General features: G+C 73.2%; 15 protein-coding genes. 9 read left to right on the top strand and 6 right to left on the bottom strand.

What is annotated here, in order from left to right; genetic code table 11:
- The first annotated feature begins 115 nt into the window (after positions 1–115).
- Both OG357_RS19885 and OG357_RS19880 read left to right on the top strand, forming a co-directional pair.
- Entirely contained in the window at positions 116–1,423 is a 1,308-nt protein-coding gene (locus OG357_RS19885) for a M18 family aminopeptidase (protein WP_329622418.1), read from the top strand.
- 60 nt (positions 1,424–1,483) lie between these two features.
- Positions 1,484–1,828: a hypothetical protein gene (locus OG357_RS19880; protein WP_329622417.1), complete on the top strand. Its 345-nt coding sequence runs from the start codon at positions 1,484–1,486 to the stop codon at positions 1,826–1,828.
- Here the strand turns inward: OG357_RS19880 and OG357_RS19875 are convergent.
- Positions 1,825–3,618, bottom strand: a complete 1,794-nt coding sequence (locus OG357_RS19875; protein WP_329622416.1) for an NHL domain-containing thioredoxin family protein — start codon at positions 3,616–3,618, stop codon at positions 1,825–1,827. The genes OG357_RS19880 and OG357_RS19875 overlap by 4 nt on opposite strands.
- Positions 3,619–3,759: 141 nt before the next feature.
- Between OG357_RS19875 and OG357_RS19870 the strand changes: the two genes are divergently transcribed.
- Genes OG357_RS19870 through OG357_RS19860 form a run of 3 tightly spaced genes read left to right on the top strand, consistent with a single transcriptional unit; the run spans position 3,760 to position 6,395 of the window.
- Positions 3,760–5,118: a hypothetical protein gene (locus tag OG357_RS19870; RefSeq protein WP_329622415.1), complete on the top strand. Its 1,359-nt coding sequence runs from the start codon at positions 3,760–3,762 to the stop codon at positions 5,116–5,118.
- 2 nt (positions 5,119–5,120) lie between these two features.
- The gene (locus tag OG357_RS19865; protein ID WP_329622414.1) at positions 5,121–5,873 is read left to right on the top strand and encodes a bestrophin-like domain; all 753 of its coding nucleotides are present in this window, start codon (positions 5,121–5,123) and stop codon (positions 5,871–5,873) included.
- A 30-nt stretch (positions 5,874–5,903) separates the two neighbouring features.
- Positions 5,904–6,395, top strand: coding sequence for an LURP-one-related/scramblase family protein (locus tag OG357_RS19860; protein ID WP_329622413.1), 492 nt, complete (start codon positions 5,904–5,906; stop codon positions 6,393–6,395).
- A gap of 13 nt (positions 6,396–6,408) precedes the next feature.
- Here OG357_RS19860 and OG357_RS19855 read toward each other — a convergent pair whose 3' ends face one another.
- Positions 6,409–7,623, bottom strand: a complete 1,215-nt coding sequence (locus OG357_RS19855) for a trans-sulfuration enzyme family protein (protein ID WP_329622412.1) — start codon at positions 7,621–7,623, stop codon at positions 6,409–6,411.
- A 63-nt stretch (positions 7,624–7,686) separates the two neighbouring features.
- Here OG357_RS19855 and yczR point away from each other — a divergent pair, with 63 nt between their 5' ends.
- The 3 genes from yczR to OG357_RS19840 all read left to right on the top strand — a co-directional run bounded on the left by yczR (position 7,687) and on the right by OG357_RS19840 (position 10,191).
- Complete coding sequence (gene yczR / locus OG357_RS19850; RefSeq protein ID WP_329622411.1) at positions 7,687–9,147, top strand: aminotransferase-like domain-containing protein; 1,461 nt, start codon at positions 7,687–7,689, stop codon at positions 9,145–9,147.
- A 28-nt stretch (positions 9,148–9,175) separates the two neighbouring features.
- Complete coding sequence (locus OG357_RS19845; protein ID WP_329622410.1) at positions 9,176–9,784, top strand: hypothetical protein; 609 nt, start codon at positions 9,176–9,178, stop codon at positions 9,782–9,784.
- Between the two features lie 107 nt (positions 9,785–9,891).
- Positions 9,892–10,191, top strand: coding sequence for a hypothetical protein (locus tag OG357_RS19840; protein WP_329622409.1), 300 nt, complete (start codon positions 9,892–9,894; stop codon positions 10,189–10,191).
- Between the two features lie 21 nt (positions 10,192–10,212).
- Here the strand turns inward: OG357_RS19840 and OG357_RS19835 are convergent, their stop codons facing one another.
- A complete protein-coding gene (locus OG357_RS19835) occupies positions 10,213–11,016 on the bottom strand; it encodes a carbon-nitrogen family hydrolase (RefSeq protein WP_329622408.1) in 804 nt (267 codons plus the stop codon).
- Positions 11,017–11,171: 155 nt separating this feature from the next.
- Between OG357_RS19835 and OG357_RS19830 the strand changes: the two genes are divergently transcribed.
- Complete coding sequence (locus OG357_RS19830) at positions 11,172–11,999, top strand: maleylpyruvate isomerase family mycothiol-dependent enzyme (protein WP_329622407.1); 828 nt, start codon at positions 11,172–11,174, stop codon at positions 11,997–11,999.
- Between the two features lie 7 nt (positions 12,000–12,006).
- On the opposite strand, the gene OG357_RS19825 is transcribed toward OG357_RS19830, so the two are convergent.
- From OG357_RS19825 to OG357_RS19815, 3 genes are all read right to left on the bottom strand, one after another.
- On the bottom strand, positions 12,007–13,386 hold the full coding sequence (locus OG357_RS19825; protein ID WP_329622406.1) for an MFS transporter: 1,380 nt from the start codon (positions 13,384–13,386) through the stop codon (positions 12,007–12,009).
- Complete coding sequence (locus OG357_RS19820; RefSeq protein WP_329622405.1) at positions 13,383–14,024, bottom strand: GntR family transcriptional regulator; 642 nt, start codon at positions 14,022–14,024, stop codon at positions 13,383–13,385. Before OG357_RS19820 ends, OG357_RS19825 begins: the two co-directional genes overlap by 4 nt.
- A gap of 65 nt (positions 14,025–14,089) precedes the next feature.
- Positions 14,090–14,566, bottom strand: coding sequence for a hypothetical protein (locus OG357_RS19815; RefSeq protein WP_329622404.1), 477 nt, complete (start codon positions 14,564–14,566; stop codon positions 14,090–14,092).
- Positions 14,567–14,597 lie beyond the last annotated feature (31 nt).

The raw sequence follows: 14,597 nt of genomic DNA, 5'->3' as shown, positions 1-14,597 counted from the left end.
TCTTTTTACGGCTCGGTTCACCTCCGGGGCGCTCCAGCCGGGCTCACTTGCCAGGCCCATGTGGGCGCCGGTACCCACCGGCCCCTCAGGAGCCGTGCTGCGTAAGGTGGAGCCCATGAGCAGCGCAGCTTCCCGCCCCACGGCCGGCCCCTTCGACCGCGGTCACACCGATGACCTCATGTCCTTCCTGACGGCCTCCCCGTCGGCGTACCACGCGGTGGCGAGCGCCGCCTCACGCCTGGAGAAGGCCGGCTTCCGGCGCGTCGAGGAGACCGCCGAGTGGGACGGGACGAGCGGCGGGAAGTACGTGGTCCGCGGCGGCGCGATCATCGCCTGGTACGTGCCGGAGGGCGCCGCCGCCCACACCCCGTACCGGATCGTCGGCGCCCACACCGACTCCCCCAACCTGCGCGTCAAGCCCCGCCCCGACATGGGCGCCCAAGGCTGGCGTCAGGTCGCCGTCGAGATCTACGGCGGGACCCTCCTCAACACCTGGCTCGACCGCGACCTCGGCCTCGCCGGCCGCCTCACCCTCCGCGACGGCAGCCACCACCTCGTCAACGTGGACCGGCCGCTGCTGCGCGTCCCGCAGCTCGCCATCCACCTCGACCGCGGGGCCAACGACGGCCTCAAGCTGGAGCGCCAGCGCCACATGCAGCCCATCTGGGGCATCGGCAAGGTCCACGAGGGCGACCTGATCTCCTTCGTCGCCGCCGAGGCCGGCGTCGACGCCGAGGACGTCACCGGCTGGGACCTCATGGTCCACCCCGTCGAGGCGCCCGCCTACCTGGGCCGCGACCGCGAACTCCTCGCCGGACCGCGCATGGACAACCTCCTCTCCGTCCACGCCGCCGTCGCCGCGCTCGCCTCCCTCGCGGGCCGCGACGACCTGCCGTACATCCCGGTCCTCGCCGCCTTCGACCACGAGGAGAACGGCTCCGAGGCCGACACCGGCGCCCAGGGCCCGCTGCTCGGCAACGTCCTGGAGCGCTCGGTCTACGCCCGCGGCGGCGCCTACGAGGACCGCGCCCGCGCCTTCGCCGGCACGGTCTGCCTCTCCTCCGACACCGGCCACGCCGTCCACCCCAACTACGCGGAGCGCCACGACCCGACGCACCACCCGCGCGTCAACGGCGGCCCGATCCTCAAGGTCAACGTCAACCAGCGGTACGCCACCGACGGCAGCGGCCGGGCCGTCTTCGCCGCCGCCTGCGAGAAGGCGGGCGTGCCCTGGCAGTCGTTCGTCTCCAACAACGACATGCCCTGCGGCACGACGATCGGCCCGATCACCGCCGCCCGCCACGGCATCAAGACCGTCGACATCGGCGTCGCGATCCTCTCGATGCACAGCGCCCGCGAACTCTGCGGCGCCGACGACCCGTACCTCCTCGCAAACGCCCTGGTCGCCTTCCTGGAGGGCTGAGCACGTCCGGGGCGCCGAGCGAAACATCGACGAAAGGCCCCGCCCGGCAGCCTCGTCCTCATGCACCGTCACGAGGGCCCGTCCCGGGGGAAGTTCACCGCCGGTATCACCGTCGCCGTCGCGCTCGCCGCGGCGGCGGCGGGCGTCGTCATCGACCGGTACGACGACCGGCCGCCGTGGGGCACGGACATCGCGTACGAGGGCGGCTACATCCTGGCCTCCCGCATCCGCGGGTACGACGTCGACGGCTCGCGCACGAAGGCGCTGCTCGCCGGGGAGTGCGCGCTCATGGAGCGGCAGGGGATGGGCGGCGAACGGGCCGTCCACGACCCGGCGGCGTGGGTGGCCGGGTGCCTGGACGGGGCCGCAGGGCGCCCGTCCAGGAACCAGGGGATCGTGCGTTAGGCGTCCATGCCCGCGAGGATCAGGGGGAGGCGGGCCGTGCCCGTCTCCGTGATCTTCACCGGGACGCCCCAGTCCTGCTGGTGGACGTGGCAGGCCGGGTACTCGTTGGCGGGGTCGTCGTCGCATGACGCGGCCATCGCGGAGACGTGCAGGACGCCTTCGGTCAGCTCCGGGTTCAGGTCGAGCTCACGGAAGAGATCGGTTCCCGTGCCCTCGCCGCCGAGCAGCAGCTCCGGCGGGGTCGAGGAGACCAGGAGCCGCGTCGACGGGCCGTAGCGGTCATCGAGCTTCTGGCCCGTCGGGGCCTGGAAGACGACATCCAGGCGGAGGCGGCCGGGGGCGACCTCCGTGGCCTCGCGCTTGGTGCGGTGGGCGACCGACTCGACCTGGACGGCCTCCTCGGGCAGGCGGAGCCGCGTCAGCCGGTGCCGGGCGGACTCGACGACCACGATGTCGCCGTCGACGAGCACGGCGTCGCTCGGCTCGCGCAGATCGGTGGCGAGCGTCGTCACCTCGCCCGTCGCCGGGTCGAAGCGGCGCAGGGCGTGGTTGTACGTGTCGCTGATCGCGACCGAGCCGTCGGGGAGGGCGGTCACGCCCAGCGGGTGCTGGAGCAGGGCCTGGTCGGCGGCGCCGTCGCGGTGCCCGAAGTCGAAGAGCCCGGTGCCGACGGCCGTGTGGACGATTCCTTCGGTGTCGATCCAGCGCACGGAGCTGGTCTCGGAGTCGGCGATCCACAGCCGGTCCTCGGTGGCGGCGAGCCCGGACGGCTGCGCGAACCAGGCCTCGGCGGCGGGCCCGTCGACGAGGCCCTCGTTCGTCGTCCCGGCGGCGACCTCGACGGTCCCGCTCTCGGGGTCGTACGTCCAGATCTGGTGGACGCCGGCCATGGCGATCCACACCTTGCCCTGCCACCAGGCGACGTCCCACGGCGAGGACAGGTCGACCTCCAGGGCGGGCCCGGACGTGGGCGACCCCTGCCACCACTGCTTTCCGGTGCCGGCGACGAGCTCGATCGCGCCGCTCTCCGGGTCGAACACGCGCAGGGCGTGGTTCACGGTGTCGGCGACGACGATCTTGCCGTCGGGCAGCATCGCGAGGCCCTGCGGCTCCCGGAACACCCCTTCCCCGATCCGCCGCACGACGGTCTCCCCGTCCGCCGCGAGCTCGACGAGCTGGTGCCGGGTGGTGTCGGAGACGAGGAGGTTCCCGGACGGCAGCAGGACCGCCTTGCCGGGGAAGCGGAGGTCGGTGGCGACGGGCTCCGGCGCCACGTACGGCCCGTCCCCGCGCCGCAGCGTCCCCTTGGCCTCGTGCTCGGCCTCCAGCTCCTCGACGAGGGTCCGGATCGCGTTGGCGTGCCCCTCACCGGCGTGCTGGGCGACGACGTACCCCTCGGGGTCGATCACGACGAGCGTCGGCCAAGCCCGGACGGCGTACTGCTTCCAGGTCGCGAGCTCCGGGTCGTCGAGCACGGGGTGATGCACCTCGTACCGCTCGACGGCATCGACGACGGCCTGATGCTCGGCCTCGTGCACGAACTTCGGCGAGTGCACACCGACGATGACGAGCGTGTCGCGGTGCTTCTCCTCCAGGTCCCGCAGCTCGTCGAGGACGTGGAGGCAGTTCACACAGCAAAAGGTCCAAAAGTCGAGAAGAACGACTTTTCCTCGCAGGTCGGCGAGGGTGAGGTCGTCTCCTCCCGTGTTCAGCCAGCCGCCCTTGCCGATCAGCTCGGGGGCACGGACACGGGCACGTCGGGGCGCGGGTGCGGTCGCGGGGTCGCTCATGGGTCAAGGGTGCCGTACGGGTGGAAAGTGGGGGCCGGGCGGGGCGGGGGTGCGTGTCCGGGGGTGGGGTCGGAGGGTGGGCTGGTGAGCATGGCCCCCATGACGCGCGTGGGCAGATCATCGGACTATTACCGCCATCGGGTGAGAGGCGGACTGCTGGTGGGGCTGCTCGTCCTGCCCTGCTTGGCCCTGCCCGGACTCCCCGGGGCGTGGGCGGCGGGTGGGGTCGGGGACGGGGCGCTACGGATGACCGTGACCGTGAACGGGCGGGGGCACAGCGGGCTGCGGCCGCCGGCCGTACGGGTCGGGGCGCAGGTCGTGAAGCGGTACCGCCTCGTGAACAGCGGGGAGGCCCATCTGTACGGGGTCCGGGTCGTCGATCCGGCGGTGCCCGCCGGGGCCGTGCGGTGCCCCGGGCGCACGCTCGCCGCGCTCGGGGAGCTGGAGTGCGTCGCCCGGTTCCCGGCGGTCGGCGGCGTACGCCGGGCCACCGCGCGCGTCGAGGGCGACATCCCGTCGCTGCGGCGGCGGCTCACCGCGACCGCCCGCACCGGGTACACCGGGGTCGCCGGCGGCCTCCGTCTCACCGAGCGGGTCACGGTGCCGGGAGCCGGTGCGGGCGCGGGGCGAGGCCTGGGGGTGGGGTCGGGGTCTGGGTCGGGGTCTGGGGCGGGGTCGGTCGGCGTCGCGTACACCGTGACCAATCGCGGCAACCGGGCCGTCCACGCGGTACGCGTCGAGGACCCGGGGCTGGGGCTCGCGCCCGGCTCCCTCGACTGCGGGGCGGGCGGCGGGACCGTCGCCGTGCTCGCGCCCGGGGCCTCGGCCCGCTGTACGGCCGTCGTGCGGCGGCCGCCGGGCACCCACCGGAGCACCGGGATCGCCTCCGGCAGCGACCGGGTCACCACCTACGGGCCCGGCGGCGAGCGCCTCCTCGCGCCGACGCTCACCGCCCGGTCCTCGGCCGTCTTCACCCTCCCGCGACGCGCGAGCGTCGCGGCGCCCAAGCCGAATCGGCCGGGGAGCGGTGGGGCGCCGGGGGGCAGTGCCGTTCCAGGGGCTCCTGGGGGTGTGGGGGTTGCTGGGGCCACTGGGCCCGCTGGGCCTGCTGGGCCTGCTGAAGTTGCCGGGGCTGCGGGGGCTCCCGCGATTCCGGGGGGTGCTGCGGGCGGTACGGCGGCTGCGGCAGGTGCGGTCGTGGCTCCCGGGGGCGCGGGGGTCGCCACCGGGGCCGTTCCCGTACCGGCTCCGCCTCCCCCTCCGCCGCCGGCACCGCCCGCCGTCGGGCCGGATGGCACCCAACCCGTCGCCGGTGAGCGGCCCGGCACCACCACTGCCCCCGCCGCCCTCCGCGCCGCCGCCCCCGACGACGAGGGCTTCCTCGGGCGGCTGCGGCGCCGTGGCCGGGAGGCGCACGAGCTCGGGATCGTGATCACCCTGCTGCTGCTTCTGATCCCCGCGGCGATCGCCGCGGCCCTCCTCGGCAACCGGCGGGGCTGACCGTGGCCCTGTTCGAAACGCTCGTCGTCGTCCTCGGCGTCGCGTTCGTCGCCGCCCTCGCCGTCGTCGCCAAGACCCGGCTCTTCCCGGTCGGCGAGGACGAGGAACCGCGCGAGGACGTCGCCGAGTACATCGCCATGATGGTGTCGGTCCTCTACGCCGTCGTGCTCGGCCTCTGCCTGGTCTCCGTCTGGGACACCCGCTCCTCCGCCGCCGACCACGTCCAGGCCGAGGCGAGCGCCCTGCACCAGACGTACCTGCTCGCGGACGCGCTCCCCGCCGGCCATCGGCAGCCGCTGCGCGACGCCGCCCGCTCGTACGCGAACCACGTCGTCGGCGTCGAGTGGCCGGCGATGGCCGCCCGCGAGCCCCTCGACGCCTCCGGCTGGGCGATGCTCGAACAGCTGCGGCGCGCGAGCGAGGTGTCCGACTCCGACAAGGTGTCCGAGCACATCGCCGCGCAGGAGGTGCTCGCCCAGCTCGGTTACGTCGACGACGCGCGGCGCGGCCGGGAAGCGGCGGCGCAGGAGCGGCTCTCGCCGGTGCTGTGGACGGGCCTGATCATCGGCGGCGCGCTGACGCTGGCGTTCATGTTCCTCTTCGGGATCAAGAAGAGCACGACCCATGTGGTGATGGTGATGGGTCTTTCCGGGTTCATCGCGTTCACGGTGCTGCTGATCCATCAGCTCGACTCGCCCTTCGGCGAGACGCTCGGCGCGACCCCGGACGCCTTCGTCCGCTATTTCTCGGCGTGAGCCGAGCGATCACGGGGCAGGCATATCCGCGTGAAATATCTCGTACGGGACAAGATCTTCGCGATCGGCGACGACTACTGGATCGAGGACGAGCAGGGCCGCCACGCCTTCCTCGTCGACGGCAAGGCCATGCGGCTGCGCGACACCCTGGAGCTGAAGGACCCCGACGGGCAGGTCCTGATCACCCTGCGCCAGAAGATGTTCAGCCTCCGGGACGCGATGACGATCGAGCGGGACGACCGCCCCCTCGCGACCATCCGCCGCAAACGGCTCTCGCTCCTGCGCAACCACTACCGGGTGACCCTCGTCGAGGGCACCGAACTGGACGTCAGCGGCCGGATCCTGGACCGGGAGTTCACCGTCGAGTACGACGGCGAGCTCCTGGCCCACATCTCCCGGCAGTGGTTCCGCGTCCGCGACACGTACGCCGTGAACGTCGTCCGCGAGGACGCGGACGCGGCGCTGCTCGTCGCGGTGGCCGTGTGCGTGATCCGGATGGCCGAGCGGGAGCGCGAGGACTGACGCTGACGGCTCCTCACACCGCCTTGGCCAGGGCCTGCTCCAGGTCCGTCCACAGGTCCTCGACATGCTCGATGCCGACCGAGATCCGGACCGTGCCCGGCCCGATGCCCGCCGCCGCCAGGGCCTCCGCGTCGAGCTGGTGGTGCGAGGTGGAGGCCGGGTGCATCACCAGGGTCTTCACGTCGCCCAGGGAGACGCTCAGCGATGCCACCCGGACCGCCTCGACGAACGTCCGGCCCGCCTCGCGGCCGCCCGCGAGGTCGACCGAGATCACGCCGCCGCCCCCGTCCGGCAGCAGCCGCTCGGCGATCTCCCGGTCCGGGTGGCTCGCGAGGGAGGGGTGGCGGACGGCCGTGACCGCCGGGTGCGCTTCCAGCCGGGCGCCGAGCTCGGCGGCGTTCGCGCACTGGCGCGCGATGCGCAGCGACAGGGTCTGCATGCCGCGCAGGGTGAGCCAGGCGGCGAACGGGTCGGTGGACGCGCCCTGTTCGATCGTGTGGCGGCGGACACTGCGGTGGAGGTCGGGGTCCTTGAAGACGGCGACACCGCCGAGGACGTCGGCGTGCCCCGCGAGGTACTTGGTGGCGGAGTGGACGACGATGTCGGCGCCGTGGTGGAGGGGCCGGCAGAGCAGCGGGGAGGCGAAGGTGTTGTCGACGACGACCGGCACCCCGGCCTCGCCCGCGACGGCGGCGAGCGCGGGCAGGTCGGAGACGCGGGTCGTCGGGTTGGCGATGGTCTCCAGGTAGAGGAGGCGGGTCTCGGGGCGCAGGGCCGCGCGCACCTCCTCCGGGTCCGTACCGGAGACGTAGGTGACGTCGACGCCCCAGCGCGTGGCGAGGTCGGTGAGGACCGCGTACGTACCGCCGTACAGGCAGGTCTGGGCGACGACATGGCCCCCGCTGCCGAGCAGGGCGTGGAGGACGCCGTTGACGGCGCCCATGCCGGAGGCGAAGGAGAGGGCGGCGGCCCCGCCTTCGAGGCGGGCCACGGCGTTCTCCAGGGTGCGGACAGTGGGGTTGCCGTGGCGGCTGTACATGAACGCGTCGGGGGAGGTGAAGGCCTCGGCGAGGGCGTCGGCCGAGTCGAAGGCGAAGACGTGGCCCTGGTGGAGGGGGACGCCGAGCGGCCTGCTGCCGGTGATCTCGACGTGGGGCGGGTGGACGGCGAGCGTCTCGGGACGGGTACGGAACGCTGCTGCGGAGTCTGCGGAGTCGGCGTGGCTCATGTGCCCAGTCTGTGGACCGGCCGTTTGCCTTCCCAGGTCCAATCCCGGCAGATTGGTTCGGCGATGGAGCCAATCAGTCCCTCCCCCGACACGATCGACGCGCTGGTCGCCCGGCTCGGCCGCTGGTCCGCCGGGCGCGGCCCGCTCTACCTCCTGCTCGCCGCCCGGCTGCGCCGGCTGATCGACGAGGGCGCGCTGCCGCCCGGCACGCGGCTGCCGCCGGACCGGCGGTTCGCGACGGCCCTCGCCGTGGGCCGTACGACGGTCGTCGCCGCCTACGACACCCTGCGCCAGGAGGGGCGGCTCGTACGGCGGCAGGGCAGCGGCACCCGGGTCGCCCGGGCGGCGCTCGCGCCGGAACGGCCCCGGGTGACCGAGACGTCGAACCCGCTCTTCCTGCACCTCCTGGAGGCGCCCGACGACGTGATCCTGCTGAGCTGCGCCGCGCCCTCGCAGCCGCCGCCCGAGCTGGCGGAGGCGTACCGCTCGCTCGTCCTGCCGGACGCGGACCTCGGCTACCACCCGGCCGGGCTCGGCGCGCTGCGGGCGGCGGTCGCCGCGCGGTACGCGGCGCGGGGCGTGCCGACCGGTCCGGAGCGGATCCTCGTCACCACCGGCGCCCAGCAGGGCCTTTCGCTCCTCACCCGGCTGCTGCTCGCGCCCGGCGACGGGGTGCTGGTGGAGGCGCCGACGTATCCGGGGGCGCTCGACCTCTTCCGGGAGGCGGCGGCCGTACCGCTGCCGGTGGCGGTGGGCCCCGACGGCGTGGACGTGGCGGAGGCGGTACGGGTGATGGAACGTCACCGTCCGGCCCTGGCCTATGTCGTGCCCCGCTTCCAGAACCCCACCGGGACCGTCCTGCCGCCGCTCGCCGGCCGCCGGCTCGTCGAGGCGGCGACCGCGCTGGGCGTGCCGCTCGTCGACGACGAGGTCCTCGCCGACCTCGCGTTCACCCCGGGAGAAGGGCAGCCGTCGCTCTCCTCCTACGGCGAGGTGATCGCGGTCGGCTCGCTGAGCAAGGTCGTGTGGGGCGGGCTGCGGATCGGCTGGGTACGGGGTCCGGCGCCGCTGATCGCCCGCCTCGCCCGGCTCAAGGCCCTCCACGACCTGGGCAGCGACCTCCCGTCCCAACTCGCCGCGACCCGCCTCCTCGACGACTTCGCCCCGGTCCTGGCCGCCCGCACGGCGGCGGCACGGGCGGGCCACGACCACCTCAGGGCCGAGCTCGCCCGGCGGCTGCCCTCCTGGTCCTGCGCGCCGACGGCCGGCGGCCAGACCCTGTGGGTGCGGCTCCCGCACGGCGACGGCGTCTCCTTCGCCCAACTCGCCCTCCGCCATGGGGTCGCCGTCCTCCCGGGCGCCACGACGGACGCCCTCGGCGGCAGCCTCCGCCACCTCCGGCTCCACTTCCTCGCACCGCCCGAGATCCTCACGGAGGCGGTACGGAGGCTGGCGGCGGCCTGGGCGGAGTACGCCCCGGACCCGGAGGCGGAGCGCGCGTCCCTTCATGCGATCGTCGTCTGAAACGGCCGGAGGCACATCAGGGGGCGCCATGCACACCACCGTCACACCGTTCGCGCTGCGCCCGTGGCGCGAGGGCAAGGGGTACGAGCGGCGGGCCGGCTGGCGGGGCGCCTCCGCCGAGTTCGGCGAGATCACCGTGGAGGCGCCGCTGCGGCAGACCGTGCAGGAGGTCGTCGTCTCGGAGCTGCGGGGCGGTCTGCTCCCGCCGGCGTCGTACGAGACACGGGGCATCCACACGGAGACGATCCGGCTGCCGACCCTGAACCGCGCGACCCTCCGCGTCGGCGACGCCCACGTCTACATGACCCGCAACAGGATCGGCGCGACGGCCCGGCAGCGGGCGCTCCAGCTGCGGTACGGCGGCGACCACTACCGGCTGTGGGCGCGGGACCGGCGTTCCTGGACGCTGGAGCGCGCCGCGGACGCCGAGGACCCGGGGGTCACCGTGTCGGTGAGCGGGGCGGGGCGCGGCAGCCGGCGCCGGCTCGACGTCACCGTGTCGGGCCGGGCGGGCGCGGCGGACCTGTCCCTGGCGCTGATCTTCGCGGGGGTGGACCGCGCGGCGCTCACCCGGGGCGGCGCGGTCCGCGCGGGCTTCTCCCGGGTCGGCCAGCTGTGGGCGGAGGCGCAGGCGTAGGCCCGAGTGGTCCCGCCGGGCTGGAGGAGAGACGCTGGAAGTGAGCGCGTCCGGGTGTCGAGGGTGCGTACCGAACGGAGCGCCTGCCCGGTCGGAAAGGCCGCGTCATGCGCATGCTGCTGAAGGTCCAGATGGACACCCAGGCCTCCAACGAGGCCATCAAGCAGGGCACCCTGCAGAAGATCGTGGAGAAGGCCATGGCGGAGCTCCGACCCGAGGCCGCCTACTTCACGGCCCAGGACGGCTGTCGGACCGCCTTCATCTTCTTCGACCTGGCCGACCCGTCCCAGATGCCGAAGATCTCGGAGCCCTTCTTCCTCCAACTCGGCGCCAAGATCTCCTACACGCCGGTCATGAACGGGGAGGACCTGAGCAAGGGCCTCGCCGCGCTCACGCCCGACAGCTGACCGCCCGACCGCCCGGCCGCCTCAGGGGCGGCGGACGCGCGGCGCCGCGATGCCCAGGACGCGGTCCTTGAGGGCCGGGAACTGCTCGCGCGTCGCCGTCACCTTCGCCGGGTCGAGGACGACCCGCAGGATCTCCTCGTCCGGGCCGGCCTCCGCGAGGACCTCGCCCCACGGGTCGACGACGATCGAGTGCCCGGCCTGTTCGACGCCCGCGTGGGTGCCGGCGGTGCCGCAGGCGAGGACGTACGCCTGGTTCTCGACCGCCCGCGCCTGCGCGAGGAGCGTCCAGTGCGCGCGGCGGCGGGCCGGCCAGCCGGCGGGGACGACGAACGCCTGGGCGCCCGCGTCGACGAGGCCGCGGAAGAGCTCGGGGAAGCGCAGGTCGTAGCAGGTGCCGACGCCGAGCGTGAGGTGCGGCAGGTCGACGGTGACCAGGTCCTCCCCGGCGGCCATCATCACCGCCTCGCCCTTGTCGAAGCCGAAGCGGTGGATCTTGCGGTAGGAGGCGGCGAGTTCGCCGTCGGGGGAGAGGACGAGCGAGGTGTTGTAGAGGGCGCCGCCCTCCGCCTCGACGAACGACCCGGCGTGCAGCCAGACCCCGGCGTCCCGCGCGGCCTCCGCCATCGCCCGGTGCGTCGGGCCGTTCAGCGGCTCGGCCTCGGCGGCGAACTGCTCGTACGCGAAGGCCCCCATGGGCCACAGCTCGGGGAGGACGACGAGGTCGGCGTGGCCGGATTCCTCCCGTACGAGACGGGCCACGCGGGCCCGTCGGGCGTCGACCGGTTCGTCCGGGTCTACCGCGATCTGGATCAGCGAGGCGCGCACACTACCACCGTCCTGGCATTCGAGCCGTCAACACCGGCCTACGATCGTCACACGAAAGCACTGCCGGGGTGCCTTCGGGCAGCGTAACTTAGCGTCCGAGCCTCCCACCCAGTCGTGTTTTCAGCCCGCGCACCGAAGAACCGCCGAGGGGTCCCGTGACCGTCCATCCCAGCCTCCAGAACTACGCCGACGCCTGGACCCATTCCATCGAGGCGATAGCCGAGCTGGTGCAGCCGCTCGTGGAGGGCGAGTGGAACCGGCCGACCCCGTGCATCGGCTGGTCGGTGCGGGACATCGTCTCCCATGTCATCGGCATGGAGACGGAGATGCTGGGCGACCCGCGCCCCATCCACTCCCTGCCGCGCGATCTGTACCACGTACGCAGTGACTTCGCCCGCTACATGGAAGTCCAGGTCGATGTGCGGCGGCACCACACCGCGCCGGAGATGACCTCGGAGCTGGAGTACATCCTCATCCGCAGGGCCCGTCAGCTCCGCAACGAGAACCGCTCTCCCGAGCACCTGATCCGCGCCCCTCTCGGCGCCGAGCAGTCCCTCGAACTGGCCTACCGGATGCGCGCCTTCGACGTGTGGGTGCACGAGCAGGACCTGCGGGTCGCGCTCGGCGTGCCGGGCAATCTGGACTCGGCCGGCGCGCACGTCACCCGGGACGTGCTCCTGGAGGCGCTGCCGAAGGTGGTCGCCAAGGACGCCGGGGCGCCCGCCTCCTCGGCGGTGGTGCTCGACGTGACCGGTCCGGTGGAGTTCCTGCGGACGGTACGGGTCGACGCCGAGGGCCGGGGGACGGTCGACGGGGCGCCCTCGCTGGGCCCGGCGGTGACGCTCGCGACGGACTGGGAGACGTTCGTACGGCTCGCCTGCGGTCGCGTCCGGCCGGCCGATGTCGCCGACCGGGTCAAGACGGAGGGCGACGAGGACCTGGCGCGGGCGATACTCGACAACTTCGCGGTGACGCCCCGCTAGAACGGCTTCACGCCGGTACGTGCACGGCCTCCACACGGCTGGCGACGAGCCGCTCCCGCTCCCTGCGGTGGGTGCGGGCCTTGAGGCGCAGGATCTGCACGACGCCGAACGCCTCCAGGACGAAGACGGACGAGAACGCGATCCGGTAATCGCCACCGGTCGCGTCGAGCAGCACGCCGACGGCGAGCAGCGTCGTCATCGAGGCGACGAAACCACCCATGTTGACGATGCCCGAGGCGGTGCCCTGACGCTCCGGCGGATTGGCCGGGCGCGCGAAGTCGAAGCCGATCATCGAGGCCGGTCCGCAGGACCCGAGGACCAGGCAGAGGGTGATCAGCAGCCACATCGGGGCGTGGTCGCCGGGGTACGCGAGGGTGGCCCCCCACAGCAGCGCGGTGGCCGCGACCGTACTGAGGGCGAGCGGGACACGGGCGTTGTGGTGGCGGGCGATGATCTGCCCGTACGCGAGGCCGACGACCATGTTCGAGAGCACGACCAGGGTCAGCAGCTCGCCCGCCGTGCCACGGGACAGCCCCTGCGCCTCGACGAGGTACGGCAGCCCCCACAGCAACAGGAACACCATGGCCGGGAACTGGGTCGTGAAGTGGACCCACATGCCGAGCCGGGTGCCGGGCTCCCGCCACGACTCGGCGATCTGGCGGCGGACGAACGCGGCGCCCGCGTGCCGGACAGGCTCGGGCTCGTACCCCTCGGGGTGGTCCTTGAGGAAGATCAGCAGCAGGACGAGGACGAGGACGCCCGCGAGCGAGCTGCCGACGAAGGTGGTCGTCCAGCCGAGGCCGTGCAGGGCGCGGGCGATGAAGATGGTCGAGACGAGGTTGCCGGCCATGCCGAAGAGAGCGGCGACCTGGCCGATGAGCGGGCCGCGCCGGGCGGGGAACCAGCGGCTGCCGAGCCGCAGGACGCTGATGAAGGTCATGGCGTCGCCGCAGCCGAGAAGCGCGCGGGAGGCGAGCGCCGTGCCGTAGGTGGGCGAGAGCGCGAAGCCCAGCTGGCCGAGGGTGAAGAGCAGGACTCCGAGGGTCAGGACCTTCTTGGTGCCGAGCCGGTCGACCATGAGCCCGACGGGTATCTGCATGCCCGCGTAGACGAGCAGCTGGAGTATGGAGAAGGTGGAGAGCGCGGAGGCGTTGACGTCGAAGCGGTCGGCGGCGTCGAGTCCGGCGACGCCCAGGGACGTGCGGAAGATGATGGCGACGAAGTAGACGGCGACGCCGACGCCCCAGACGAGGGCGGCCCGGCGGCCGCCGGGCGGGTCGCCGGGGAGGGTGACGGCGGAGCCGTACGCGTTCCGGTTCTTCCCGTTCTTGTTCCCGTTCTTGTTCCGGCCGCGGCGGGCCCGTCCCTTCCCCTTGTCGGGGTTCACCGGTCCTCACCCCGGACCAGGACCTTGACCCAGGTGAGGTGCTGGCGGACGCAGTGGGCCGCGCCCTCCACGTCACCCGCGCGGATCCGGTCGAGGATCTCGGCGTGCTCGGCGATGTTCTTGGCGATCCGGTCGGGCTGGGACTGCATCACGGCGACACCCATGCGGAGCTGACGGTCGCGGAGCTGGTCGTAGAGACGGGCGAGGATCTGGTTGCCGGCGTGCCGGACGATCTCGGCGTGGAAGCAGCGGTCGGTGATCGCGACCTCGGCGAGGTCCCCGGCCTCGGCGCGCTGCTTCTGCTCCTCCAGGAGCTCTTCGAGCCGCTCGATCAGCGCGGCCGGCGCGGGCACGGCCCGGCGGACCGCGAACTCCTCGACGAGCAGCCGGGTCTCGACGACGTCGGCGATCTCCTGCGCGGAGACGGCCAGGACGAGGGCGCCCTTCTTCGGGTAGAGCTTGAGCAGCCCTTCCATCTCCAGCTTGAGCAGGGCCTCGCGGACGGGGGTCCGCGACACCCCCACCGCCAGCGCGAGCTCCCCCTCGGTGAGCAGGGTGCCGCCCTCGTAACGACGGTCGAGCACCGCCTGCTTGACGTGCATGTAGACGCGGTCTGCGGCTGGGGGTGCGGATGCCATGCGTACAGCTTAGATACAACAGAGGTGCAACAGGAGCCGCCGTCCAAGATGCGGACGGCGGCCCCTTAGATCCGGAAGTCGTAGTAGCTCTCGCCGCCGACCAGGACGGAGGTGAAGCACGTGGGGAGACCGTCGGGCCGGCGCGGCACCTCCTGCGAGGTACGGCGCGTGAAGCCGAGAGACAGACCGGCCACGAACGGGTCCTCGCCGTCGGCGTCGTGGACGCGCCGGCCCTGAGCCGCGAGATGGTCGAGGACTGCGTCAGCGGGCGCACGGAAGACGTCCTGCCCGTCGAGGAGCACGCGCGTGGGGGTTTCCTTCCCCTCACCCGGCCACCACAACTCGACGGCCGTGACGGTGTTCTCCTCCTCAAGGAGCACCTCGACACCCACGCCCGCGCAGGACGCGGAGAGGGAGCCGCTCCGCGCCCGGGGACGGAGCCGGGGCTCGCCCCAGGGCGTCACGGCGGCCGCCGCCTCGTCGAAGGTCATGCCCAGGCGTACGGGCCCGACACCGTGCGGCGGTTCGATAGGGAGATCCATGCCCTCTACCCAAACATCCGGTGGTGGCAGA

Origin of the sequence: Streptomyces sp. NBC_01255, assembly GCF_036226445.1 — a bacterium.
Classification (GTDB): Bacteria; Actinomycetota; Actinomycetes; order Streptomycetales; family Streptomycetaceae; genus Streptomyces.
Note: the sequence above shows the minus strand (reverse complement) of the source record. Positions and strands in the feature narration are given on the sequence as shown.